The organism is Meiothermus sp. (assembly GCF_025056915.1).
Taxonomy (GTDB): Bacteria; Deinococcota; Deinococci; order Deinococcales; family Thermaceae; genus Meiothermus.
On record NZ_JANWVH010000049.1, the window covers coordinates 1 to 22910 of the forward strand.

Here is a 22910-nt window from a genome sequence, read left to right on the forward strand (position 1 = left end):
GGCAAAGCCCGGTACAAGCAGCAGGCTGGCTGGGTGATTGAGGTGCTGTCCAAGACCACCGAGGCCATAGACCGGGGCGAAAAGCTGCAAAGCTACACGGCCATGCCCGCCCTCAAAGCCTACATCCTGGTCTCGCAAGATAAGCCACTGGTCGAGATTTTCGAGCGTTTAGAGAACCATTCCTGGCGCTATACCCCTGTTGGTGAGCAGGGCGCCTTCAAGCTGCCTTGCCTGGATTTGCAGCTCGAGGTGACCGAGGTATACCAGGGGAGGATCTTCTAACCCTGTCCATGGCCCTGTGACAGGAGCGCAGCATGCCGGGATGGGGGCACCCAAATTTGCTTGCCTTGATGGGCCTCCGGTGCTACCCTACTAGAGGCAGTTTTGCTACCTTGTAAGGCCAAGAACACAGGGTTCAAGGCGCAAGGTTCAGGAGGCACCGTGGAAGATCACAGTTCTAGTCGAAGATTGAGCCCGGTGTGCTCCCACACCGACTAATCCTCGACAAACCGTGTACCCTGCGGAGCTTCCTTCCAAGATTCGGCCTGGGCCGAAAACCGAAGGAGGCCGCACATGTACGAGACCCAAACCCTGGCTGGGCTGGATGCCCTCCAAAGCGCCCTGAAGGAAAGCGACGCCTTCAAGGTCAAGGCGGCGCTGGAGGAGCTTTACCCGGCGCAAATTCTGGAGCACTGGTCGGCGTTTGCTCCCGAACACCGCCTGCCCATCCTGACCCTGCTCTCCCCCCCTGATGCGGCAGAGGTATTCAGCCACCTCGAGGAGAGCGAACAGGCTGAGCTTCTGGAGGCTTTGCCCCCCTGGCGGGTCAAGGAGCTACTGGAGGAACTCTCGCTCGACGACCTGGCCGACACCATCAACGCCGTCGAGGAGGAAAACCCTGCCCAGGCCGAGGCCCTCTTGCGGCAGCTCGACCCCGAAACCCGCGCCGAGGTCGAAGAGCTGGCCGAGTACGAAGAGGACGAGGCCGGGGGCATCATGACCTCGGAGTACATCGCGGTACGCGACACCATGCGGGTCGAGGAGGTATTCCGCTTTCTGCGGCGCGAGGCCCCCGATGCCGAGCAAATCTACGTGATTTATGTGGTAGACGCCGAGGAACACCTGGAAGGGGTGCTCACCCTGCGCGACCTGATTGTGGCCGACCCCAAGACCCGCATCGCAGAAATCATGAACCCCGACGTGATTTTTGTGCGCGACGACACCGACCAGGAAGAGGTTGCGCGCCTGATGGCCGACTACAACTTTACGGTGCTGCCGGTGGTGGACGAAGACAAGAAACTGGTGGGCATCGTGACCATTGACGACGTGGTGGACGTGATTCAGGAAGAGGCCACCGAAGACATCTACCGCCTGGGCGCGGTGGAGTCGCCGGAGCTGGTGTACAGCCAGTCGAGCATCTGGACGCTCTGGAGCGCTCGAGTCCGCTGGCTGATTATTCTCATTATCACCGGTAGCATCACCAGCACCATTCTGCAAGGCTTCGAGTCGGTGCTGGAGGCAGTCACCGCGCTGGCCTTTTACGTGCCGGTGCTGGTCGGCACCGGGGGCAACACCGGAAACCAGTCCAGCACCCTCATCGTGCGGGCCCTGGCCACACGGGACGTGAGCCTGAGCAGCTGGCTGCGCATTCTACGCAAGGAGCTGGGGGTGGGGGTGCTCTTAGGCCTGACCCTGGCGGCGCTGCTGACCATCAAGGTTCTGATTGATGGTCAGACCCGGCTAATCCTGGTGGTGGCAGTTTCGCTAGGGATTGTGGTGCTGCTGGCCAACGTGGTGGGGGCCATGCTGCCCTTGCTGCTCAGGCGGTTGAAACTGGACCCGGCCCTGATCTCCAACCCCCTGATTGCCACCGTGACCGATGTGACCGGGCTGGTGGTCTACCTGAGCGTGGCCCGGCTGCTGCTGAACCTCTAAGTATGCGGCTTTCAATGCTGGTCGAGTGGAGCCTGGGCAGCCCCATGCGCTATGACTGGGACGGACAAAAGCTGGTGCCCCGCGACCCCCCCTGGCGGGCCGAATGGGGCCTGCCCCCCGTGAACTACGGCCAGATTCCGGGGTATTTCAACCCTGCCGACCAGGCCGCCCTGGACGCCATCTGGGCCAGCCGGCAACCGATTCCAGCGGGAAGCTGGCTTCTGGGCGAGGTACTGGGGATGGTCTGGCTCCAGGACGGCGACCACAAAATTATCCTGGGCGAGCCATCGCAGTTGACCAACCTCGACCTGGCAGGGCTTTGGGCCTGGTTCGAGGGTCGCGGGCCTCGCCTGGCCGGGCCTGCGGAGGCCATCGCCTTCGTCCGTTCGCTGCCTGGGGTCAGGGATGCTAGAGCGCCAGGGCGTTGAAGAGGTCAAAGAGCAGCAGCCAGGCTCCCTGTAGGGCAATGGCCCACCCGGCCCCCTGGCTGCGGGCATCGGGCTGCAAGGCCAGGAAAACGCCCCCCGCAAGGTAGAGCACATCGAGCGCCGCGTTGATGTAAAGCAGGTCGCGCAGCCCCTCCCTGTCGGGCTCGGGGCCCAGCAGCCCCAGCAGGGCAATCCCCGAGTTGACCGCCGCCCAGACCGAGTTGGTCAGCCAGAACGAGCGTTGCCAGGGGTCGTCGCTCAGGAGCCCGGCGGTGGAGCCGGCCAGCGTCCAGGGCACGCTCCAGGCCAGCAGCCGGGCCGAAATGGCCAGCCCCCGGAAGCCTTCCGGGGCCGGGCCAAAGAGCAGCCGCTCCCAGGAGGGGCGCTCGAGCTGGCCGGGCTTCTGGGCTTGCTCGGCCAGCAGCGGTGGTTCAGCCGCGATGGCCGGCCCCACCGAGAACTGGGGTTGGGCCAGACCCAGCGAACCCAATAGCAGCAACCCAAACCATATACCCGGTTTCATCCCTTTAGCTTCCAGGCTCAATGGGCCTGCGAATTCGCCTCGGGCAACACTTTGCCGGGGTTCAGGCGGTGCTCTGGGTCGAAGGCCACCTTGACCCGGCGCAGGGCCTCGAGCGTCGTTGGGTCTACCGCCTCCCGCATGAAGTCGCGCTTCATGAGGCCGATGCCATGCTCGCCGGACAGCACCCCCCCGTGCCGCAGGGCCACCCGGGCAATCTCGTGCAGAAGCTCCCAGACTTTTTCTTCGGCGTCTGCCTTGGGGTCGTAGAGCACGTTGGGGTGCAGGTTGCCGTCGCCAATGTGGCCAAACTGCACCACCCGCAGGCCATACTGCCGGCCCAGCGCCTCGACCGCCCGCACCACCTCGGGCAGGCTCGAGCGCGGCACCGCGATATCTTCGTTCAGGCGCTTGGGCTTGATGGCCCCAATGGCGGGCGAGATGGAGCGCCGGGCCTTCCACAGGGCCTCGCTCTCGGCACTGTTCTGGGCAATCCGCACGCTGGCGCCATGCTTCTGGCAGGCTTCGGCCACCCAGGCCAGCTCTTCCTCCACCACCACGGGGTCGTCGCCATCGGTGTCCACCAGCAAGATGGCGGCAGCCTGGCGGGGCAGGCCCAGTTTCAGGTAGTCCTCCACCGCGTTGATGCAGCCGTTGTCCATGAACTCGAGCTTGCTGGGCACCGCCCCCGCCGCGATGGCCTCGGAGACGGCCTCGGCAGCCTGCCCCACTTCGCTAAAGATGGCCATCAGGGTGCGGGTGTAGCGGGGGATGGGCTCTAAGCGCAGCCTGGCCTCGGTGATGAGCCCCAGGGTGCCCTCCGAGCCCACCAGGAGGCCCACCAGGTCGTAGGCTTCGCGCCGCAAACGGTGCACCGCCCCGCTATAGTCCACGAACTCGAGCTCCACCACATAGTCGCCGGTCACGCCCTTCTTGAAGCACATCGGCCCCCCGGCGTTCTCGGCCAGGTTGCCCCCAATGGTGCTGGTGCGAAAGGAGGCCGGGTCGGGGGGGTAGCAAAGCCCATAAGGCCGGGCCTGCTCGCTGATTTGCAGCGTGACCACCCCCGGCTGCACCGTGGCCAGGCGGGCCTGGGGGTCAATCTGCAAACCGGTCATGCGGGTAAAGGACACCACGATGGACTCCTGAACCGGCACCGCTCCGCCCGAGAGGCCGCTGGCCGCACCCCGGGCCACCAGGGGCAGGCCCACCCGGTTGGCAAAGCGCACCACCTCCACCACCTCGGCAGTGGAAGTCGGCAGCACCACCAGCGTGGGGGTGACGCCCATGGCAATCCCGTCATAGGAGTAGTTGCGCCGCTGGGCCAGCTCGAGCAGAACCTTCTCCCGGCCCAGCCGAGCCTGTAGCTCCCGAGCGGTCTGGGCTGGCTCGGCGGATTCCGGGCGGGGCGCAGGCTTGAGGGGCTTCTTGCCAAGGTTCAGGGTCACAGCCACAGCTTATCAGAGTGCCTCGGGGTAGCGACGATGAATGATTCTGCAATACGATCGCGCGCTACACAGCCGTAAGGATACCCATACACGCCCACACAAGAGTGATAGCCTTCAACCCCCTCCCTTCCACGTAGGGAGGGTTGGGGAGGGTATTAGCCAGGGCCCTCAATGTACCGGTTGCGTGGAGGGCCAGGTTAGCCACCCCACCTGGCCTCCCCCTACAAGGCAGGGTAGGAACAGAGCGAGGCCGGGCCTGGATTCCGTGCGGGTGTGATTGTACGGGCCTTTGGGCAACACCGCACTACGCCCTACACTTCACGGACAGTTGTCAATCACCGGAATGCCGGGAAAGACCAGCCGGGCAGAGCTGCCGTTGGTGGCAAAAACGGTCAACTCCAGCCGGGTGGCCCCAATCTGGCGGGGCTGGGGCACGGGGGTAACCACAATCCCTTGCGGCGACACGCTCAAGGGCGCGGTTCCCTGGCTCAAGGCCCAGTTCACGCTGATGCGGTTGTTCTGGTTGGTGTAGCCGCCGGTGTCTTTGCTCATGCTGAGGGTATGGGTGGTCTGGCCGGTGGTCTCCCCTACCAGGCGCGAGTCCCAGCGGGCGATGCGGGCGAAGTCGTTGTAGCGGAAGCTGTAGGTCAGGGTGGTTATCTTGTTGTCGCAGATGTAGGAGCGGCCCGCACTGTCGCGGAAGTTGCTCTCGTAGCGTAGGTCGGAGATGAGCAGGGTATCAGCGGGGTTGGTGCCGATGGGGATGCAGCCCGCAAAAACCAGCAGCAGGGTAAGGGCATACAGGGTCTGTTTCATGGTTCTATGATGGCTAAAGAGCCTCGAGTTTGCGTAAGCGCCGCATGAACAAGCGTTTAGTTTGGCCACGCTGGGCGCAAAACCTGAAGGCCTGCTTAAACTGGGCTGGTATGAACTACTGGCTGCTCAAGTCGGAACCCGAGGTATTCAGCATAGACGACCTGAAAAAACAAAAAACCTCCATCTGGGACGGGGTTCGCAACTACCAGGCCCGCAATTTCCTGAGGGCCATGCAGGTAGGCGACCTGGCTTTTTTCTACCACTCCAGCACCGAGCCCCCTGGCGTGGTGGGCCTCTGCCGGGTTCTGGAGACCCATATTCCCGACCCCACCCAGTTTGACCCCGCCTCGCCCTACTTCGATGCCCAGAGCACCCGGGAAAACCCGCGCTGGTGGACGGTGCGGGTGGGTTTTGTGGAAAAGTATCGGCGTATGCTCACGCTAAAGCTGTTGCGGGAACAATTCAGCCCCGACGAGCTGCTGCTGCTGCGCCGGGGCAACCGGTTGTCGGTGATGCCGGTGGCTAGCGAGGTGGCCGAACGCCTTATTGCGATGACAACGTCCCGATAATCTTGAAGAGCGGCAGGAACATCCCGGCCACAATCACACCCACCACAAAGCCCAGGAAGATGATCATGAGGGGCTCGATGGCCGCCGTCAGGGCGCTCACCGCCTCGTCTACCTCGCGTTCGTAGAAGTCGGCGATTTTGGTCAGCATGGTATCGAGCGCGCCGGTCTCCTCGCCGATGGCAATCATCGAGCTCACCATGGGAGGGAAAACCTGCGGGTGGGCCTGGATGGTGGTGTAAACGGGTTCACCGGCCTGGATGGCGATTTTGGTCTGCTCGAGGATATCTTCCACAATGGCATTCCCGGCAGTGCCCTTGGTGATGTCCAGGGCCTCCACGATGTTCACGCCGCTCGAGATGAGCAGGCCAAAGGTGCGTGAAAAGCGGGCCAGCGCGCTTTTCTTCATCAGGTTGCCGAACACCGGCAGCTTGAGCTTAATCTGGTCTATCTGGTGGCGTCCCTTTTCAGTGCGGTAGTAGGAGCGATAGGCAAAGTACAAAGCCACCACTATCAGCACGATAAAAATGGTGCCCTGGCGCAAAAAATCGGAAATGCTCATCAGGGCACGGGTGAGAAGCGGCAGCTCTGAACCCAGCCCGGTCAGAATCTGGGCAAACTGCGGCACAATGCCAGTCAGCAGGAAGTACGTCACGCCCACCGCAAACACAAACACAATGGCCGGATAGGTCAGGGCCGAGCGAATCTTGCCGATCAGGGCCAGCTCGTTTTCCAGGAAGGTCGCCAGCCTGTCCAGAATGGCGTCTAAGGTACCCGAGGTCTCGCCCGCCCGCACCAGGTTGATGTACAACCGGCTGAACAGCTTGTGCTTGCTGAGGGCTTCGCTGAAGTTGGCCCCGCCCTCTACCTCGGTGCGGATTTCCTTGAGCATGGCCTGGAATTTCTTTTTCTCGGTCTGGCGCTCGAGAATCGCCAGGGCCTGCACGATGGGCAACCCCGCATTGAGCATGGTGGCCAGCTGGCGGCTGAAGATAGCCAGGTCTTTGAGGCCGGGCTGGGGTTCGAAACCGGGCAGCTTGATTTCAGCCTGCAAACCCTTGCCGGGCTCCTTGATTTCCGCAATGAACAAGCCTTTCTCACGCAGGTTTCGGGCCGCCGTGCGAATGTCGTCGGCTTCAATGACGGCGTTGACCAACCGCCCCTGACGGTCCCTGGCCTTGTATTGATAGGTTGGCATACTCGCTCTAGTATAGCCTCGGGAAACAAGAGCCGTGGTGAAATAACCACATCTTTTTATTAGAACATGGACACCCCAACCCTCAAAGCCCAAATTCTGGCTGTCTTGTTTGCCGCTGGCCGGCCCCTGTCTCTGAGCGACCTGAGCCCCCTGGGCAGCGAAGAAGCCCTCACGCGGGCCATCGTGGCCCTCGAGCACGACCTGGCCAGCGGCCAGGCCGGGGTACAGCTCGAGCGCGTGGCCGGAGGCTGGCGGCTGGTGGTGCACCCCCTGCACCTGACCGCCGTCGAACAGGTGTTGCGTCCCAACCCCCCGCGTATCTCCAAGGCCGCCCTCGAGGTGCTGGCGTTGGTCGCCTACCAGCAGCCCCTCACCCGGGCCGAGTTGGAAGCCCTTCGGGGCCGGAGCGTGGAGGGGGTTCTGGACGGGCTGCTGGAGCGTCAGCTGGTGCAGGTGGTGGGGGAAAAGGACGCGGTGGGGCGGCCCAAGCTGTTCGGAACCACCGAGCGGTTTTTGGAAATGTTTGGCCTGGAAAGCCTGGCCGACCTCCCCCCGCTGGGCGAGGGCCCGGTGCTGCTGTTGCGCAGCTAGTCATTCACAAATCCTGGGGCCGGTGGAAGCGGAGGAAGGCGTCTGGGTCGCATACTTCTGAGCTTGAAGCGAGGGGTGCTCTCAAACCCAAACGAAAGCGTCCTTTCAAATGTCGTGAATCTGATGTCCCAACGCGCCAAACACTCAAAAGCCCTGCAGCAGACCCTGCTTTCTGAAGCCGGATGGCAAAGCCTGATGGATGAATGGATGCTCGATTCAAAGGCCCCTGTCCCGCCACCCAAGGCCGGTCTTGCCACTGGCTTTGAACTTCGGCCTCCGGCAGCCCTTCGTTATAATGCCGCAGGACAGGCGCACTGCGCTTTGAGGGAGGCCTTTACGTTGTGACGATTCGGGTCGATCTGGTTCCCAAACCCCCCTACACTCATCCGGTGCTTCTGGTGGACGTTTTTTACGGCAGTGCGGTGGGTATGCTGCTGGCCGCCGGTGCTACGCAAGTCTGGATTGCCAAAAGCGTGCGGGCTGCCCTCATTCTGGCCGAGGGCGGCGGGCTGCTGCTCGGTGAAGAGGAGGGCCTTCCGCCTGAAGGGTTTCACAACGGCCTCTCGCTTCAGGCCCTCCAAAAGCAGCGCTTTGAGGGGCAAAGGTGTGTGCTGCTGGCCAAGTCGCTGGCCGAGTCGCTCGAGCAGCTGCCTCCGCAAAGCCTGCTGGCCTGTTTCCGCAATGCCCGCCAGGCCGTCCAGTATGCGGTGGACCAGCAGATACACACGGTGGTTGCGGCCACTCAGAGCAAGCTGGAGCCCAGCCTGGCCAACACTGTGGTGGCAGGCTTCCTGGCCAAAAGGCTGCATCAGGCCCTGGGCCAGTGGAGCAGCTTGCAGGAGGGTGCACGGCTGGCAACAGCCCTGCTTAAGTCCTTCCCCGACCCCCAGGAATCGCTGGTTCAGTCTGATTTCGGCAAGCAGCTCTACCGCACAGGGCGCAGCGAAGACCTGGCCCTGGCCAGCCTGGTCAGCGTGGAGGACATACTGCCCCGGCTGACCCAGGTGCGGACCCTGGAAGCCCAGAAATATGGGCTCACCAAGGATCGCTACGGTTTTTGCTTCGAGGCGAGGTGAGCATGCAGCGGGTGGAGATCCTGGGCACGCCGGTGGATTTGGTGAACCTCGAGCAAACCCTGGCCTGGATCGAGGAAAAAATCGCGCATCCCCTTCCCCACTGCGCCCAGATTGTCACCACCAACCCCGAGGCGGTGGTGCGGGCCCAGTCTGACCCAGCCCTCAAGCAAGCCCTGCACGAGAGCGAACTGGTCACCGCCGACGGCGTGGGCATTGTCTGGGCGGTGCGCCGCCTGACCGGCCAGCGGCTGGCCGACCGGGTGCCGGGGTCGGAAATTTTGCCGGCAGCCTTTGCCAGGCTGGGCCCCCGGCTGCGGGTTTACTTTCTGGGCGCCGCACCAGGGGTGGCCGAACGGGCCGCCCGGAGCGCCCAGGCACGCTGGGGCATCCAGGTTTGCGGGGTGCAGGACGGCTACTTTCAGGATGAGGCTGCCGTGGTTGCGGCCATCCACCAGGCCCGGCCCGACCTGCTGGTGGTGGGTATGGGCGAGCGCCAGGACACCTTTATCCACCGGCACAAAGCCCGGCTGGGGGCCAAGGTGGCCATCGGGGTGGGCGGCATGATTGACGTGCTGGCGGGCGAGGTCAGGCGAGCACCCCTGTGGGCCCAGAAACTCAAAATCGAGTGGCTGGTGCGCATTGCAGGCGACCGCAAGCGCTGGGGTCGGTTTCCCAGGTTGCTTCAGTTCGTGCGCCTGGTGTTGAGCAGCCCGCGGCAGACGGCTCACTCCTAGCCGAGGTGTTTTCAACGCCCCGGCCCCGGAAAAGGGCCAAATATGCTTCCCGGAGGGTTGTAGGGCCCGGCCACGAACTCGCCCATGCCTCGAGCCAGCACCCCCTGGCCCAGCCAGGTACCGCTGCCCGAAACGGGGCCCTCCCAGTAGGCCACCCGTGTCGAGGCGGTCAGGAGTTCCTGGTCTTTTCGCAAGGGCTCGAGGCGAAGGCTCAGGCCCTCGGCGGCGACCTGCCAGGCAAGGTTGTAGACCCGCCCGCTGGGCGAGGTCCAGCTTTCCAGGGGGGTCATCTGGAGATTGCCCAGCTCACGAATCTGCCCGTTGGGCAGGGTGGCCGTACCGGCGAGCTGCACCACCTCTCCTCTGGCGTTCTTGACCCGGTAGAGCATCAGGTCGGTGCCGTCCGACAGGTGCAGCCCGAACCAGTCCCACAGCGCCCCCAGCCCGGTAGCATTGCCCTGGCTCCCAATCTGGTCGCCCCACTGGTGGTCCATCCAGGCCTCGCCCCGCACCGGCCTGCCTGCAATCTGGCCCTCGAGGGCCATGCGGGTAAAGGACACATAGTACATGCGCCCGGTCTCGGCGGTGCCCGAGTATCCAGGCGGATGCACCACGGCGGGTTTGAGCGGGGTCAGGCGTACCTGGATGGGGCCCGCAGCCAGCTGGTAGCTGTTGCCCACCTGCACCAGTTTCCAGTCCCCCTGCTCGATGCGCAAAGGCGGGTAGGCCACCAGGCTGTCGCCCCAGGGCCGGTCGGTGCGAAAGTCGAAGCGCTCTTCGAAGAGCTTCTGGTTGCTGCGCAAGTCGGTGAGCGCAATGTGGGAGGCGTGGTAGGGACCCGGAAAAAAGATGGCCGGGTTGATGAAGCCAACCTGCCAGTTCTGGGGCGCATAGGCCTTGAACAAGGCCCAGTGGAAGGCCAGCCCCTCCTCGGGCAGGTAGGCCGAGACATACCACCACTCCAGGGGTGCGTTGTTGGGCCCCCAGTTGTCGGGGCTGGGCAGGCGGTTGGGGTCCACCGGCTGCAGGCTGGGCAGGCACCCTGCCAGAGCCAGTAAGAGGGCAGCGGGCCAGTAGCGCATACCTAGAGTGTACGCAAGCCAGGGGCCAAACGGCTGTGGCTCAGGGCGTAAACTGAGGGGCGGATTGAGCGCGCCATGACCGACACCCACTGCCACCTGGATTACATGGAGCCCGAAGAAACCCAGGCCGCCATCGAGGCCTCGAGGGACTTCAAGGCCATCCTGACCATCGGCACCAACCCCGTTCGCAACCGCAGGGCCCTGGCCCTGGCCGAGGCCCACCCTCAGATTTGGGCGGCGGTGGGCCTGCACCCCACCGAGGCCGGACTGCTCTCGCCCGAGCTCGAGGCCGACCTGCACCACCTGGCCCAGCACCCCCGGGTGCGGGCCATCGGCGAGACCGGGCTCGACTTCTACTGGACGCCCGAAACCCGCCAGGCCCAGTACCGGGCGCTGGATTTCCAGCATCAGCTTGCAGACAAGCTGGGACTCCCCCTGATCTTCCATGTCCGCAGCAAGGAGGGGGGGCAGGCCGAAACCGAAATAGCCGACTGGCTCCTGCAAAACAGGCCTGCCAAGTTCGTGCTGCATGCTTTTGGTGGGCACCCCAGGTTGCTGGAGGTGGGGCTCGAGCTGGGGGCCTATTTTGGTTTTGCGGGGCCCCTCACCTACAAAAAAAACACCGACCTGCGCGAGGCCGCCCAAAAAATCCCGCTGAGCCAACTCCTGATCGAGACCGATGCCCCTTTCCTGCCCCCGGAGCCGCACCGTGGCCGGCGCAACCATCCGGCCCTGGCCCGCTACACCCTGGCCCGGCTGGCCGAGGTGCGCGGCCTGGAGACAGGGGTCATGGAGCGCATTACCGACCAGAACGCCCAGACCTGTTTTGGGTTCTGAACCCGGCAGGCGCTAGACTGAAACCATGCAGTGCCAGACCTTTACGCTCCGGCTGGATAACGCCAAAGACCTCGAGAAGCTCAACCGGTTTCTGGCCCAGGTCATGCCGATCCAGGTGTCCAGCAGCCTGGTCATGGGCAACGCCCCCTTCTGGAGCGTGCTGGTGTTTTACGAGGGCCAAGCCAGGGCATCCGCACAGCCAGAACCCACCGCTCTGTCCAAATCTGCCGAACCCCCCAGCAGCCCGGCTTTTGAGGCCCTTCGCAGGTGGCGCAGCCAGAAAGCCAAAGAAGAGGGGGTGCCGCCCTATGTCATTGCCACCAACGCCGAGCTCCAGGCCATTCTGGACAAAAGGCCCCAAACCCTGGCCGACCTGAGCGCGGTCAAGGGTTTTGGCCAGGCCAAGACCGGCAAATACGGCCAGGAAATTTTGCAGCTTCTGAGCCAGGTTCAATAGCCCGAGCCCAGCCGGGCAGAGCAAGCACACGCCTTCAGGCCTCGAGCAGGCCTCTGGCATCGGTGAATCATTGTTTCAGGCAAGAACGCCTGGTATTCAAGGCGATGGTTCGGCAAGGCATTTGGGCCGGTGCGGGGCATCAAAAATCTCCCTGCGCTCGAGTCAGCGCTTCTGGCCGTTTTTTTCGGCCCTGCCCTTTTGTGCTGGGCGCGACTTTAACCCCTTTTTGTGAATGGGGGCGATGAGACCTGGGCTCGAGGTGGATACCCCCGGTTGTTGAACTGGCTTGACCAAGTGAGATTTGGCACGTAATATGCGGGTCGGGATGTTGCGCGCGGACAATTATTCCTGAGGGGGCCAGATTCCGACCCCCGATACCTCGTTGTATCGGGGGTTTTTTGCTGAGCCCGGGCCGTCGCCATTCGTTTTGAGGAGAGAGCATGCCCAGAACCCTTGCAAGTGAAGTGGCCCAGCACGTGGGCCAGACCGTGACCCTGGAAGGCTTCTTGCACTGGAAGCGCGACCTCGGCGGCATTCAGTTTGCCCTGTTGCGCGACCGCAGCGGAATCGTGCAGGTGGTGGTGGACCGTCGCTTCGAGCTACCCCTGGCCGAGTCTTCGCTGCGGGTGGTGGGCCAGGTGGTGGCCAACGCCAAGGCGCCGGGTGGCTACGAAGTGGTGGCCGAGGCCCTGGAGTTCCTCGCTACGGCCAGCGAACCCAGCCCCATCGAGATTCCCAAGGAAGACTGGCGGGTCAACCCGGAGACCCTGCTCGAGTACCGCTATGTAAGCCTGCGGGGCGAGAAAGCCCGCGCCATCCTGAAGGTTCAGGCCGCGCTGGTGCGGGGCTTTCGCAAATATCTCGACCAGGAGGGCTTCACCGAAATCTTCACCCCCAAGATTGTCTCGGCGGGGGCCGAGGGGGGCAGCAACCTCTTCGGCATTGATTATTTTGAGCACCGGGCTTACCTGGCCCAGTCGCCCCAGCTGTACAAGCAGATTATGGTGGGCGTTTACGAGCGGGTCTACGAGGTGGCCCCGGTCTTCCGGGCCGAGCAGCACGCCACCAGCCGGCACCTCAACGAATACCTTTCGCTCGACGTGGAGATGGGTTTTATTGAGTCAGAGCACGACGTGATGAACCTCGAGGAGGAGCTCTTGCGGGCCATGCTCGAGGAAGCCCGGCACAGCGCCGCCGCCGAGTGCAAACTCCTGGGGGTGGAGTGGCCCCACACCACCGAGATGCCCCGCCTCGAGCACCCCGAAGCCCGCCGCATCCTGCGCGAAGAGCTCGGAATGCCGGTAGGCGCCGACTTCAACGAGGAAGCCGAGCGAGCCCTGGGGGCCTGGGCCAAGGAAAAATGGGGAGTGGACTTCCTGTTCATTGCCAAATACCCCGAAGCAGCCCGCCCCTTCTACGCCTACCCCGAAGGCAACGGGGCCACCCGGGGCTTCGACCTGCTGTTCCGGGGGCTGGAGATTACCTCAGGCGGGCAGCGCATCCACCAGTACGAGAAGCTGGTGGAGCAGCTGCAAAAGAAAGGCCACGACCCCGCCCAGTTTGCGGGCTACCTGGAGGTCTTCAAGTACGGCATGCCCCCCCACGGCGGCTTTGCCATCGGGGCCGAGCGCCTCACCCAAAAACTGCTGGGCCTGCCCAACGTGCGCTTTGCCCGGGCCTTTCCCCGCGACCGCCACCGCCTGACCCCGTAGGCTACTTCTTCATCTTGAGCACGCCTTTGGTGATCTCCTGTTCGATGCCAAGCTCGAGGCGCATCTTTTCCAGCCGCTCCAGAAGGCCCTCGGGGGTGACCCCCAGGCGCTTGGCCATGGCCAGAATCTTTTGCTCGTCGTAAAGGGTGCCCAGCGTGAGGGCCATGGCCTCGCGGTACTTGGGGCCCAGCATCACCTCGATGGTCTTGATGCGGAGCTGGATTTCGAACCACTCGAGCTTCTCGGTTTCGTTTTGCATAGATTCCTCACCTTGCGGTTTTGTCAACACACAACCCCCTAATCCTACCAGCCCTTTGCAAAAGTTGAACCTCTGGCCTGTTCCAGGCGAAATGAACGGGAAACCCGAGCGCTTTTCCCAGATTTTGCGAGTTTAAGATGGCTTTGTCCTGAACAGAACGGTGGCCGTCTGGGTGGGCAGCCGTGGCGGTGAAGAGTGCGATAGGGCCATCGGGACGCCCGGGGTCTGGGAGCGGCTTTCTGCTATCAACCGAATGAGGGTAGAATATTCGGGTGGAGCAACCCAGTTTATTTGCCAACGAGCCATCTTCCACCGAGCTGCCCAGGCCGGAGCGCATCTGGCTGGTGGACGGCCATCACCTGGCCTACCGGAGTTATTTTGCCTTCGAGAAGCTCAGCACCTCGAGGGGTGAGCCAACCCAGGCCGTGTACGGCTTTTTGCGCACCCTGCTCAAGCTGCTCAAAGACGATGGCGACTGTGTAATTGTGGTCTTCGACCCCCCCACCAAAACCTTCCGCCACGACACCTTCGAGGCCTACAAGGCCGGTCGTGCGCCCACCCCGGACGACTTTCACCCCCAGCTGGAAAAAATCAAGGAGCTGGTGGATTTATTGGGGCTGAAGCGGCTCGAGGTGAGCGGCTACGAGGCCGACGATGTGATTGGTACGCTGGCCAAACAGGGCGAGCGGGAGGGCTACCCGGTGCGGATTCTGACCGGCGACCGCGACAGCTTCCAGCTGCTCTCCGAGGCGGTGCAGGTGATGCTGCCCGATGGGCGGCTGATGAACCCTCAGGCGGTGCAGGAAAAGTATGGGGTCACGGTCGGGCAGTGGGTGGACTACCGCTCGCTGGTAGGCGACTCCTCCGACAACCTGCCGGGGGCCAAGGGCATCGGCGAGAAAACCGCAGCCAAGCTTCTGCAGGAGTGGGGCTCGCTCGAGCAGCTCTACGCCAACCTGGAGGCGCTTTCGCCCAAGGTGCGGGCCAGCCTCGAGGAAAGCCAGGCGAACGTCCGGCTTTCCCATAGCCTCTCGCAAATCCACACCGACCTGCCCCTCAAGCTCGATTTCCGCGACTGCCACCGCCGTGAGCCGGACCGAAAGGCCCTGCGCGAGGCGCTCGAGCGGCTCGAGTTTGGTTCCATCCTGCGCGAGTTGAACCTGCTGGCGGCCCCGCCCCCCACCGAGGAAGCGGCCTGGCCGCCGCCCCCCGAGGCCTTTTTAGGCTATACCCTCGACCGGGCCCAGCCCATGTGGGCCCGCTGGCTGGGCCTGGCCGCCTACCACGAGGGCAAGCTCTACCTTGGGCAGCCCAGGGTGCAGGAGCTGCAACGCTTCCCCGAGATTCGCAGCATGGCGGCCAAGGACCTCTCGGTGCTGGCCCTCCGGGAGGGGGTCTGGGTGCCTCCAGGCGACGACCCTCTGCTCCTGGCCTACCTCTACGACCCCTCCAACGGCGACCCGGCCAGCACCGTGCGGCGCTACGGGGCGGGCGACTGGAACAACGACCCCGTCGAGCGCGCCCAGGCCGCGGATACGCTGTGGGAAACCCTGCAACACCGCATCGGCGAAAACCCCCAGATTGAGTGGCTCTACCACCACATCGAAAAACCTCTTTCGGCGGTACTGGCCCGGGTAGAAGCCAGGGGCATCTCGCTGGATACGGCCTACCTCAGCCAGCTTTCCGAGGAGCTGGGCAAGGAAATCTCCTACCTGGAAGCCGAAATTCACCGCCTGGCCGGACGACCTTTCAACGTGAACTCGAGGGATCAGCTCGAGGTCGTCCTCTACGACGAGCTCAAGCTCTCGGCCTCGGGCCGCAAAACCCAAACCGGCAAACGCTCCACCGCCGCCAGTGCGCTGGAAGAGCTTCTGGGCCAGCACCCGATTGTGGACCGCATCCTGACCTACCGCGAGCTCACCAAGCTCAAAAGCACCTACCTAGACCCCCTGCCCAAGCTAATCCACCCCCAGACGGGCCGCCTGCACACCCGCTTCAACCAGACCGGCACGGCCACCGGGCGGCTCTCCTCGCAAGACCCCAACCTGCAAAACATCCCCGTCCGCACCGAGATTGGCCGCCGCATCCGCAAGGCCTTCCGCGCGGCCCCCGGCCAGAAGCTCATCGCTGCCGACTACTCGCAGATTGAGCTGCGGGTGCTGGCCCACCTCTCCGGCGACGAGAACCTGATCCGGGTTTTCCGCGAGGGCAAGGACATCCACGCCCAGACCGCAGCCTGGATGTTTGGCCTGGATATGGCCCAGGTCAGCCCCGAGCAGCGCCGGGCCGCCAAGACCATCAACTTTGGGGTGCTTTACGGCATGTCCGCCCACCGGCTGTCGAGCGAGCTTTCCATACCCTACGCCGAGGCCGAGAACTTCATCGAGCGCTATTTTGCCTCGTACCCCAGGGTGCGGGCCTGGATTGAGGGGGTGCTGGCCGAGGCCCGGCAAAGGGGGTATGTGGAGACCCTGTTTGGCCGCCGCCGCTTTGTGGCCGACCTGGACTCGCGCATTCGCAGCGTGCGCGAGGCCGCCGAACGCATGGCCTTTAATATGCCCGTGCAGGGCACCGCCGCCGACCTGATGAAGCTGGCCATGGTCCGGTTGCAGCCGGAGCTGGAGCGCCTGGGCGCCCACCTGGTGCTGCAGGTGCACGACGAACTCCTGGTCGAAGTGCAGGAAGACAGCGTGCAGGAAGCCTCGGAGGTGGTTCGGGTGGTCATGCAAGCGGCCTGGCCGCTGGCGGTGCCCCTCGAGGTCGGGATTGGCGTGGGGGACAACTGGCTCGAGGCCAAGTAACTGCAGCGTGCTTCGTACCCTTCCACCAGGCGCTTCTGTTATGCTGGGCCCATCTGAGCGGAGGTTGGCCGTGGCAGAAAAGTTTGAACCCGACGAGCGACCCGATTTTGAGTTTCTGACCTACCGGGTGGAGGAAAACCTGGGCATTGTGACCATCAACCGCCCCAAGGCCCTCAACGCCCTCAACCAGGACCTGCTGATCGAGCTGGCCGAGGTAGCCGAGGTCATCACCCAGGACCCCGAGGTCAAGGTCGCCATCTTTACCGGCGAGGGCAAGGCTTTCGTGGCCGGGGCCGACATTGGGCAAATTGCCGAACTTCAGGACGTCTTCGCAGCCCGCGAGTTTGCCATTCTGGGCCAGTCGGTCTTCAACGAGATTGCCGCCCTGCCGGTGCCCAGCATCGCCGCCATCAACGGCTTTGCCCTGGGCGGGGGCCTCGAGCTGGCCCTGGCCTGCGACCTGCGGGTGGCCAGCCACAAGGCCAAACTGGGCCTCCCCGAGGTGGGCCTGGGCCTCATTCCCGGCTTTGGCGGCACCCAGCGTCTGCCCCGCCTGGTTGGCCGGGGAAGGGCCCTCGACCTGATCTTTACCGGGCGGCACGTGAGCGCCGAGGAGGCCCTTTCCCTGGGCCTGGTCAACCGGGTCGGCGAGGACGCCCTGCAAACCGCCAAAGAGGTCGCCGCCGCCATTCTGAAAAACGGGCCGGTGGCCCTGGCCCTGGCCAAAGAGGCTGTCGGACGGGGCGAAAACCTGGATTTGCAGGAGGCCCTCGAGATTGAGGCCGACCTGTTCGGCCTGGCCTGCGCCACCAAGGACATGCACGAGGGCACCCGGGCTTTTCTGGAAAAGCGGCCTGCACAGTTCAGGGGAGAGTGAGGCAGCATGGCCGCTGGAGGCCAAAGCATAAGCTGCGCCAGGCGCAGGTACCTCATGGCCGGGTCTGTCGGAGCTGGCCCGCTGTGTATCCGGGGGCTGGGCTCATGGCGGGCCCCTGGCCCCAAAGGACTTGACGGACGCATGAGACCCCCCGCCGTCTGGCCCGGCCCCCTGGCCTCCGACCCTCGCTTCGCGGCCATGTGTCTTTTATCACGGCCTTCCACCCCTCGAGCCCCTACCATCGGGGTATGAGCGATGGCGGTACCGTCATGAACGAGCGCACCGTTCAGGTGACCCAGCCCAAGGCCAAACTCTACGTTGAGGCCGACCTGGCCATCCGCGAGGGTTTGCAGCGTTATCCCAAGGCGCTCGCCGCCTACGAGATGCTCACCGCCGATGCCGAGGCCCGGGGGCACTGGGACATGGCCAACTACATCACCGTGCGCAAGCTGGGCTACAACGACCACGGACGGGTTCACGCCCTGCTGACCGGGGCCGCCAGCGTGACCATCCTCCAGCTCCTCACCGACCACGGGGTCAAACCCGACGTGATGGAAAGCGGGGTCGGCGACCTCGACGACACCTTTCTGACCGTGCTGCTCTCCACCATGCTGCACGATATCGGCAACCAGGTTCACCGCTTCCGCCACGAATCCTTCAGCGTGACGCTGGCCATTCCCATTCTGGACAGGATTCTAGAAAAGCTCTACCGCGACCCCGAACAGCGCATCGAGCTGAGGGCTTTCATGCTCCATTCCATCTACTGCCACGACCTCGAGCCCGAACCTCTGACCATCGAAGCAGGCATCACCGCGGTTGCCGATGGCACCGACATCACCAAGGGCCGGGGGCGCAAGGCCTTCGCTTTAGGCTCGGTGGATATTCACTCCATCAGCGCCCTGGCCGTGGACGAGGTGCAAATCCTGAAGGGCGAGCAGGTTCCGGTGGAGATTCGGGTGGTCATGAACAACTCCGCCGGGATTTTCCAGGTCGAGGAAGTCCTGACCAAAAAGGTGCTCCGCAGCCCCATCCGCGACTATGTGACGGTGATTGCCAGCACCCACGACGCCGAACACGACCAGCGCATCATCCGCCGGGTGCGCCTGCACGAGTCGGAACCCCGCTTCACGCTGGATTGAAGCAGTCGGGCCTTTCTCACCCACCGTAGGCTAGACTGGCAAGGGTATGCGCCGTATCGTTTTCCTGTTGGTTCTGGCCCTGTTGGTTGGAGTGGCCTGGTGGGCCTATCCTTTGTTGCAACCGCTGTTGCGCTTTGGCGCCTTGCCGCGCAACCTCGAGCAACCGCTGACGGTTTTAGTGCTGGGGGTAGCCCCGGAATACAAATACTACCACCAGCGGGCCCCCGAGGACTTCCGGGGTCTGTCCGACGTGAACCTGTTGGTCCGCTTCGACCCCAGCACCAAGCGCATCGCGGTGCTCTCCATTCCCAGGGATGTGTACGTGCGCATCCCCGGCTACGGCTGGTCCATCATCAACCACGCCAACAAACTGGGCGGCCCCGAACTGGCCAAGCAAGTGGTCAGTGGGTTGACCGGGGTTGAGATAGATGGCTATGTGGCGGTCAGCGTCGAGGCCATCCGCAACGGTGTAGATGCGCTGGGCGGTATCACGGTTTGCGTGGAAAAGCCCATGCAGTACAGGGATACCGCCGCCAAGCTGGACATCAATCTTGAACCCGGCTGCCAGCACCTGAACGGTGTCCAGGCCGAGGGATACCTGCGCTTCCGCCACGATGCCCTGGGCGATATCGGGCGCATCCAGCGGCAGCAGGCTTTTTTCAACGCCCTCAAGCAGCAAATCCTCACCCCGTCCGGCCTGCTGCGCATTCCCCAGGCAATTGCCAGGGTGGAGCAGAACATCCGCACCGACCTCACCCGTGATCAGATTGCCAGCCTGATGGGTTTTGCCGCCCAGCAGCCCCAGCTGGTCTCTTTGCTGACCCCCGGCCAGTTTGGCCAGGGCTGGGAGGTCAACCGGGCCGAGCTGGACAAGCTGGTGCAGCGCTACTTTAGCGACCAGCCCCTAACCGCACAAGCCACCCTCGAGGATCTGCGAGGTCAGCAGGCCGTGGTGCTCTATGCGGCCCCTCAAGAACCGGCTGCCATCGAGATGCGGCGTAAGCTGCGCGACCTGGGTTTAAGGGTGCTCTTGCGTGAGGTGGAGAGCGCTCCCCCGCGCAGCGAGGTGATTGCCAATGGCGCTCTCGAGCTAGCTCAGGTGTTGGGCGAGGCCATCGGGCTGCCCTCGAGGGTTTCTGGGGAAGCCGTCTTGTATGCCGACCTGACCGTACGCATCGGCGCCGATTGGGCCAGCCCCAATGGTCAGAGCCAGTAGAACCGGCCAGCAAAAACAACGGCCACCAGGGTCACGGGGCCGTCGTCGGCCTGAGCGGGGCCTCAAGCAAGGTGCCTCGAGCGCAGGCGACTCACCTGGTTGCGCGAGGCCACGTTGCCGCTAAACTCGATGGGAGCCGGCAGGAGCCAGTTTCGAAGGGATGTGCGAAGGCCACCCATCGGGTGGGGCCGAACCCGGAAGGGCCGGGCGCTGCCAAATTCAGCAATCAATGCATGCTCTCTGCTCATGTTCGTAGAGTAAACCCTCGCTCGTTACAGGCGCGTTACATTTGCACCAAGCAACCTTAAGAAACCTTAATGCTTGGCCCCATTGCAAACCATGCACACGGCTTTAGCCCTGTGCCAATGTGCTTCTCTTCAAGCGCACCCATCCAGAGGGCCTCTGTTTGGCTTCAGTGCTCAGGTTCGGAGTCCAGCCCGGAAAAGCTTGTGGCTTCAGGCTTTTTAGCGCCGCTCACAACTTTGCTTTACATACGATTGAAGCGGTGCGTCGAGGCGGGGGTTAGGGTGTAGGAGGCTGGCGTTGGAGGCCCACCCCCCACTCCACCCTGTGTTTCCCTTATCGCGCTCTTCACAGACGTGGCCGCCCACGAAAACGAGAAGGGACAACGAGACGTGCCGCACCGAGGTGAGGCACGCTTGTCTTGGTTGCGTCTGGGCCGGGACGCATGTTGAGTTTCCAGGCCGCCACTGTTCTGTTCAGAACCAGGCTTTCTCGAACTCGAAGGGCTCACAATATTGCGAAGAGCGCTCTAGGCTTGCATGGGCTTGGGGGATTGTTCCTGGCCGGGCTCTTCCCAGGCCAGTTCGATCAAGTCTATCAGCTCTTCGACGGGCACCCCATACCGGCGGGCCACTCGAGCCAGCTCGTGTCCCAATCGTCTGAGCTGTCCCACATACTGCTCGGACAGCTCACCGGACTCGGCCTCGAGGTCTTCCACAATCCCAATCAACCAGCCCACCAGCTCGCTGGCTTCTTCATCGGAGAGTCCATCGGTGAGCCCCTCGTCCTCGAGAAGCTGTTCGGTCAGCCGTTCAAGCATATGCGGCCTTCATACTATGCCGAACTGGGGTGAAATTGAAATTTGGCTTCGAAGTAGCTCAGGTTTGTGAGGGGCTTCCACTTTCCCTTTTCCAATGGTTTGAAAGGCAGGTTCTTGTGGCTAATTCGCATGGCGTTTGGGGGAAGGCCTTTGCAATGGGCATCGCCCCTTCTGCCTTCCCTCACTGCGATTCACGCCATGGAAACACCCCACCCAACACGGCTGTGCCGGACATTGCGCGCGACGTGTGCTCAGCAAGAACAAAGCAGGCTAGGGTTGCACATGCCGGTAAAGCAGTTCGTCCTTGTGCACATACCCCATCTGCCGGGCCAGCCCCTCCCGGTAACGGGCATCGGCCACAATTTGAAGCTCATCGGTGAGTTTTCGGTTGCGCTGCTCGAGGGCTTCCAGGCGAACCTGGGCCTGTGCAAGGTCCTGCCGGAGTTGGAAGTGGCGCTGAAGCTCGAGCGTAAGCAAAACCAGCAAATGCAGCGTCCCAAGCGCAAATACCAGATGTAAGAAGCGGTAAATGGGCCTCTCCACGGTAGAAACAGTATATCAGGTTTCACCATAGCGTGCTGGTTTTATTTCTGGGCTATCTTGGCCATTCCAGGCCTGGGCTTTTGCAGCTCGACGCCGCAAAGCACTAAAGCACCCGAGCCCAAACCGCACACCCTGGGCATTGAAAAAGGCCGACAAGCTTTGATTTATGCGATAAATATCGCATTGATGCTTTTTTTCTGAAAATGTTTTATAGTAATAAAAGTTGTACAAGGGGGTCAAAGATGGCAAAGACCAAAGAGCGGGAAAGCTACAGGTCAAGGTTAAAGGCAGTAGGACTGCGCCACACCTTGCCCAGGGAGCGGATACTGGCCCATCTCGACCGCAAGAGTACCCACCCCACACCCGAAGAGCTATACCAGGGCCTGAAAAAGAAAGGCTACAACATCGGGCTCTCCACGGTCTACCTGAACCTGCAGGTGCTGCGGAACTCGGGGCTGTTGTGGGAGTTCAAGGATCAGAAAGGCAACACCCGCTACGATGGCTTTACCGAGCGGCATCACCATCTTTTTTGCGTGCAGTGTGGCAGCATCGAAGACATATTGGTCAAAGACCTACCCGAGTTCAACCCCGAACCCATCCAGAAGGCCATAGAAGCAAAAACTGGCTGGTTTGTGGAAGAGGCCCGCCTCGAGCTGCACGGGGTTTGCCCTGAGTGCCAGTAAGAAGGGCCACGTCTTAGAAGAGCGCAAATTCTTCGCAGCGCGGTCACTCCTGAAGCCCATCGAGCCAGGGGTGTTTTTACCCCCTCGCTTGTGGGCTTCCTTATGAGGTTGTGGCCAGGGGAGCGCGGCTTTTCGGGGGCCGACCAGAGAGCGCTCATCCGCCCCCTGTCCCAGCCCGACCTCGAGGCCCGTTTTGGGCGGTATCCCTCCCCCCAGGCCCCTCAGGGTGAGGCCCTGGCTTCAGGTTCGGTGGCAATGATGCTGAATGTGCTAACCTGATGGGCCCCTGCAACGCCTCCAGCCAGTCTGCGGTGGCCTGGGCCATCCGCGGCTCGAGGCCAAGCTCCCTCAGCATGGCCGCAGCGGCCAGCATCTCCTCTTGCCGCCGCAGGGCGTGACGCCGGCTGCCCTCCTCCAACCGGTCGATGAGCGCAGCATTGGCTTCCTCCAGGGTCTGGGCGATGTTCTGGCGGGTCTCGGCCTCGAGGCCCAGCCTGCGGGCGGCCTCCAGGGCCTCGCCCACCGCCGCCGCCAGCCCCTTGAAGAAGATGCTGCGCAGCAGCTTGCGCGTGGCGGCAGCCCCCGGCGCCTCCCCCACCCTCTCCACCACCGCGCCCAAAGGCCCCAGCCGCTCGGCGTAGGCCAATGCCCCCGGCCCCGAGGCCAGCGAGGGGGTGCGGAGGCCCTTGCCCGGCACCGGGCTCATCAGGGCGATGTCGGCGAAGAGGGCACCGGTGGGGGCGATCACCTCGTGCAGGGCCCGCTTGAGCGAGGGGGCCGCGGTGTTGAGGTCGGCGAAGACCTGGCCCGGAGTGAGTACCGGGGCCACCCGGTGGGCCACCTCGAGCGCCACCCGAGCCCAGTTCACGCTGAGCACTACCTCGGCCCCCTGGGCCGCCTCGGCCTCGCTGGCGGCGCGCCGGAGGCCC

At 63.4% G+C, this 22910-nt stretch carries 25 protein-coding genes; 15 read left to right on the forward strand and 10 right to left on the reverse strand.

What is annotated here, in order from left to right:
- The 3 genes from NZN28_RS09040 to NZN28_RS09050 all read left to right on the forward strand — a co-directional run.
- Nucleotides 1-282, forward strand: a 282-nt coding sequence (locus NZN28_RS09040) for a Uma2 family endonuclease (protein WP_295397435.1), incomplete at its 5' end; no start/stop codon positions are given.
- Between the two features lie 291 nt (nucleotides 283-573).
- Nucleotides 574-1935: a magnesium transporter gene (mgtE, locus tag NZN28_RS09045; protein WP_295397437.1), complete on the forward strand. Its 1362-nt coding sequence runs from the start codon at nucleotides 574-576 to the stop codon at nucleotides 1933-1935.
- 2 nt (nucleotides 1936-1937) lie between these two features.
- The gene (locus NZN28_RS09050) at nucleotides 1938-2363 is read left to right on the forward strand and encodes a hypothetical protein (RefSeq protein ID WP_295397439.1); all 426 of its coding nucleotides are present in this window, start codon (nucleotides 1938-1940) and stop codon (nucleotides 2361-2363) included.
- On the opposite strand, the gene NZN28_RS09055 is transcribed toward NZN28_RS09050, so the two are convergent.
- The 3 genes from NZN28_RS09055 to NZN28_RS09065 all read right to left on the reverse strand — a co-directional run bounded on the left by NZN28_RS09055 (nucleotide 2344) and on the right by NZN28_RS09065 (nucleotide 5147).
- The gene (locus tag NZN28_RS09055; RefSeq protein ID WP_295397441.1) at nucleotides 2344-2886 is read right to left on the reverse strand and encodes a hypothetical protein; all 543 of its coding nucleotides are present in this window, start codon (nucleotides 2884-2886) and stop codon (nucleotides 2344-2346) included. The genes NZN28_RS09050 and NZN28_RS09055 overlap by 20 nt on opposite strands.
- A gap of 17 nt (nucleotides 2887-2903) precedes the next feature.
- Nucleotides 2904-4331 (reverse strand): FAD-linked oxidase C-terminal domain-containing protein, encoded by a 1428-nt coding sequence (locus tag NZN28_RS09060; protein ID WP_295397443.1) that lies wholly within the window; start codon nucleotides 4329-4331, stop codon nucleotides 2904-2906.
- Nucleotides 4332-4649: 318 nt separating this feature from the next.
- On the reverse strand, nucleotides 4650-5147 hold the full coding sequence (locus NZN28_RS09065; protein ID WP_295397445.1) for a hypothetical protein: 498 nt from the start codon (nucleotides 5145-5147) through the stop codon (nucleotides 4650-4652).
- A gap of 110 nt (nucleotides 5148-5257) precedes the next feature.
- Between NZN28_RS09065 and NZN28_RS09070 the strand changes: the two genes are divergently transcribed.
- Entirely contained in the window at nucleotides 5258-5716 is a 459-nt protein-coding gene (locus NZN28_RS09070) for an EVE domain-containing protein (RefSeq protein ID WP_295397447.1), read from the forward strand.
- Here the strand turns inward: NZN28_RS09070 and NZN28_RS09075 are convergent.
- Nucleotides 5691-6911: a type II secretion system F family protein gene (locus NZN28_RS09075; protein ID WP_295397449.1), complete on the reverse strand. Its 1221-nt coding sequence runs from the start codon at nucleotides 6909-6911 to the stop codon at nucleotides 5691-5693. The genes NZN28_RS09070 and NZN28_RS09075 overlap by 26 nt on opposite strands.
- A 66-nt stretch (nucleotides 6912-6977) precedes the next feature.
- Here NZN28_RS09075 and scpB point away from each other — a divergent pair, with 66 nt between their 5' ends.
- The 3 genes from scpB (at nucleotide 6978) to NZN28_RS09090 (ending at nucleotide 9312) form a co-directional block, all read left to right on the forward strand.
- Nucleotides 6978-7502 carry an SMC-Scp complex subunit ScpB gene (gene scpB / locus NZN28_RS09080; RefSeq protein ID WP_295397451.1) on the forward strand — a complete coding sequence of 175 codons (525 nt, stop codon included), beginning with the start codon at nucleotides 6978-6980 and terminating at the stop codon, nucleotides 7500-7502.
- Nucleotides 7503-7843: 341 nt separating this feature from the next.
- Entirely contained in the window at nucleotides 7844-8578 is a 735-nt protein-coding gene (locus tag NZN28_RS09085; RefSeq protein WP_295397454.1) for a 2-phosphosulfolactate phosphatase, read from the forward strand.
- Between the two features lie 2 nt (nucleotides 8579-8580).
- On the forward strand, nucleotides 8581-9312 hold the full coding sequence (locus NZN28_RS09090) for a WecB/TagA/CpsF family glycosyltransferase (RefSeq protein ID WP_295397456.1): 732 nt from the start codon (nucleotides 8581-8583) through the stop codon (nucleotides 9310-9312).
- An 11-nt stretch (nucleotides 9313-9323) separates the two neighbouring features.
- On the opposite strand, the gene NZN28_RS09095 is transcribed toward NZN28_RS09090, so the two are convergent.
- The gene (locus NZN28_RS09095) at nucleotides 9324-10394 is read right to left on the reverse strand and encodes a lipocalin family protein (RefSeq protein ID WP_295397458.1); all 1071 of its coding nucleotides are present in this window, start codon (nucleotides 10392-10394) and stop codon (nucleotides 9324-9326) included.
- A gap of 75 nt (nucleotides 10395-10469) precedes the next feature.
- Between NZN28_RS09095 and NZN28_RS09100 the strand changes: the two genes are divergently transcribed.
- From NZN28_RS09100 to aspS, 3 genes are all read left to right on the forward strand, one after another.
- Nucleotides 10470-11231: a TatD family hydrolase gene (locus NZN28_RS09100; RefSeq protein ID WP_295397460.1), complete on the forward strand. Its 762-nt coding sequence runs from the start codon at nucleotides 10470-10472 to the stop codon at nucleotides 11229-11231.
- 25 nt (nucleotides 11232-11256) lie between these two features.
- Nucleotides 11257-11688: an HRDC domain-containing protein gene (locus tag NZN28_RS09105; protein ID WP_295397462.1), complete on the forward strand. Its 432-nt coding sequence runs from the start codon at nucleotides 11257-11259 to the stop codon at nucleotides 11686-11688.
- 440 nt (nucleotides 11689-12128) lie between these two features.
- Nucleotides 12129-13400 carry an aspartate--tRNA(Asn) ligase gene (gene aspS / locus NZN28_RS09110; protein ID WP_295397463.1) on the forward strand — a complete coding sequence of 424 codons (1272 nt, stop codon included), beginning with the start codon at nucleotides 12129-12131 and terminating at the stop codon, nucleotides 13398-13400.
- A 1-nt stretch (nucleotide 13401) separates the two neighbouring features.
- Here the strand turns inward: aspS and NZN28_RS09115 are convergent, their stop codons facing one another.
- On the reverse strand, nucleotides 13402-13659 hold the full coding sequence (locus NZN28_RS09115) for a hypothetical protein (protein WP_295397465.1): 258 nt from the start codon (nucleotides 13657-13659) through the stop codon (nucleotides 13402-13404).
- A 272-nt stretch (nucleotides 13660-13931) separates the two neighbouring features.
- On the opposite strand from NZN28_RS09115, the gene polA reads away from it, so the two are divergent.
- From polA to NZN28_RS09135, 4 genes are all read left to right on the forward strand, one after another.
- Nucleotides 13932-16460, forward strand: coding sequence for a DNA polymerase I (gene polA / locus NZN28_RS09120; protein ID WP_295397467.1), 2529 nt, complete (start codon nucleotides 13932-13934; stop codon nucleotides 16458-16460).
- 40 nt (nucleotides 16461-16500) lie between these two features.
- On the forward strand, nucleotides 16501-17337 hold the full coding sequence (locus tag NZN28_RS09125; protein ID WP_295397468.1) for an enoyl-CoA hydratase-related protein: 837 nt from the start codon (nucleotides 16501-16503) through the stop codon (nucleotides 17335-17337).
- A 248-nt stretch (nucleotides 17338-17585) separates the two neighbouring features.
- Nucleotides 17586-18476 carry a phosphohydrolase gene (locus NZN28_RS09130; protein ID WP_295397470.1) on the forward strand — a complete coding sequence of 297 codons (891 nt, stop codon included), beginning with the start codon at nucleotides 17586-17588 and terminating at the stop codon, nucleotides 18474-18476.
- Between the two features lie 46 nt (nucleotides 18477-18522).
- The gene (locus tag NZN28_RS09135; RefSeq protein WP_295397472.1) at nucleotides 18523-19692 is read left to right on the forward strand and encodes an LCP family protein; all 1170 of its coding nucleotides are present in this window, start codon (nucleotides 18523-18525) and stop codon (nucleotides 19690-19692) included.
- A gap of 62 nt (nucleotides 19693-19754) precedes the next feature.
- On the opposite strand, the gene NZN28_RS09140 is transcribed toward NZN28_RS09135, so the two are convergent.
- The 3 genes from NZN28_RS09140 to NZN28_RS09150 form a co-directional block, all read right to left on the reverse strand.
- On the reverse strand, nucleotides 19755-19940 hold the full coding sequence (locus NZN28_RS09140) for a hypothetical protein (protein WP_295397475.1): 186 nt from the start codon (nucleotides 19938-19940) through the stop codon (nucleotides 19755-19757).
- A gap of 524 nt (nucleotides 19941-20464) precedes the next feature.
- A complete protein-coding gene (locus tag NZN28_RS09145) occupies nucleotides 20465-20755 on the reverse strand; it encodes a hypothetical protein (protein WP_295397477.1) in 291 nt (96 codons plus the stop codon).
- Between the two features lie 270 nt (nucleotides 20756-21025).
- The gene (locus NZN28_RS09150) at nucleotides 21026-21298 is read right to left on the reverse strand and encodes a septum formation initiator family protein (protein ID WP_295397479.1); all 273 of its coding nucleotides are present in this window, start codon (nucleotides 21296-21298) and stop codon (nucleotides 21026-21028) included.
- Nucleotides 21299-21540: 242 nt separating this feature from the next.
- Here NZN28_RS09150 and NZN28_RS09155 point away from each other — a divergent pair, with 242 nt between their 5' ends.
- Complete coding sequence (locus tag NZN28_RS09155) at nucleotides 21541-21981, forward strand: Fur family transcriptional regulator (protein WP_295397481.1); 441 nt, start codon at nucleotides 21541-21543, stop codon at nucleotides 21979-21981.
- A 154-nt stretch (nucleotides 21982-22135) separates the two neighbouring features.
- Here NZN28_RS09155 and NZN28_RS09160 read toward each other — a convergent pair.
- On the reverse strand, nucleotides 22136-22910 hold a 775-nt coding region (locus NZN28_RS09160), incomplete at its 5' end, for an NAD(P)-dependent oxidoreductase (protein ID WP_295397483.1).